The sequence below is a fragment of the Agromyces binzhouensis genome (assembly GCF_004135055.1).
Classification (GTDB): Bacteria; Actinomycetota; Actinomycetes; order Actinomycetales; family Microbacteriaceae; genus Agromyces; species Agromyces binzhouensis.
Genome location: NZ_SDPL01000756.1, coordinates 1 through 714 on the forward strand (window position 1 = coordinate 1; position 714 = coordinate 714).

At 77.6% G+C, this 714-nt stretch carries 1 protein-coding gene; it reads right to left on the reverse strand.

The window, feature by feature from the left end:
• Window positions 1–714 (reverse strand): NAD(P)/FAD-dependent oxidoreductase (locus ESO86_RS18055; protein WP_165308396.1); only part of this gene is annotated, 714 nt, incomplete at both ends.

Here is a 714-nt window from a genome sequence, read left to right on the forward strand (position 1 = left end):
TCTCTCGGCGAGCGCGGCATCGGCGCCGGCGATGCCCGTGACCTCGCCCGCCGCGAACACCCGGGCGACGGTCGTGCCCTGCGCGTCGTCCACCGCGACGAACCGTCCGCGGTGATCGTCGCGGACGGCGCACCCCAGCGCGAGCGCGGCCTCGAGACGAGGCGTGAAGCCGTGGCCGAGCGCCACCGCATCGCAGTCGACCTCGCGCTCGGTGCCCGCGATCGGACGCCACTCGGCGTCCAGCGCCGCGACGACCACGCCCTCGACCCGCCCCTCCCCCAGCACCCGGACCACCGCGCGCCCGGTCCGGTACGGGATCCTGCGGCGGGCGAGTGCCCCGGCGTAGTCGAGGAACTCCCCGGCCTTGCCGGCGAGTTCCCACGGCCGCGGCAGCCATCCCGCCGCGAGCGCGGGGATGCCGGAGGCCTCGTACACGCCGACGACCTCCGACCCGACGAGCGCGAGCGACCGGGCCACCGGCAGCAGGAACGGGCCGGCGCCGCTCACGACCGTGCGGCGTCCGATTGCGACCCCGTCGCGCTTGGCGAGCGCCTGGGCTGCACCGGCCGTGGTGACCCCGGGCAGCGTCCACCCGGGGACGGGGAGCGCGAGGTCGTGGGCGCCCGTGGCGAGGACGACCGCGTCGGCCTCGACATCGACGGCGGTTCGCGCGTCGGCATCCGCGGCTCCGACCACGGCGCGGAGCCGCACGCC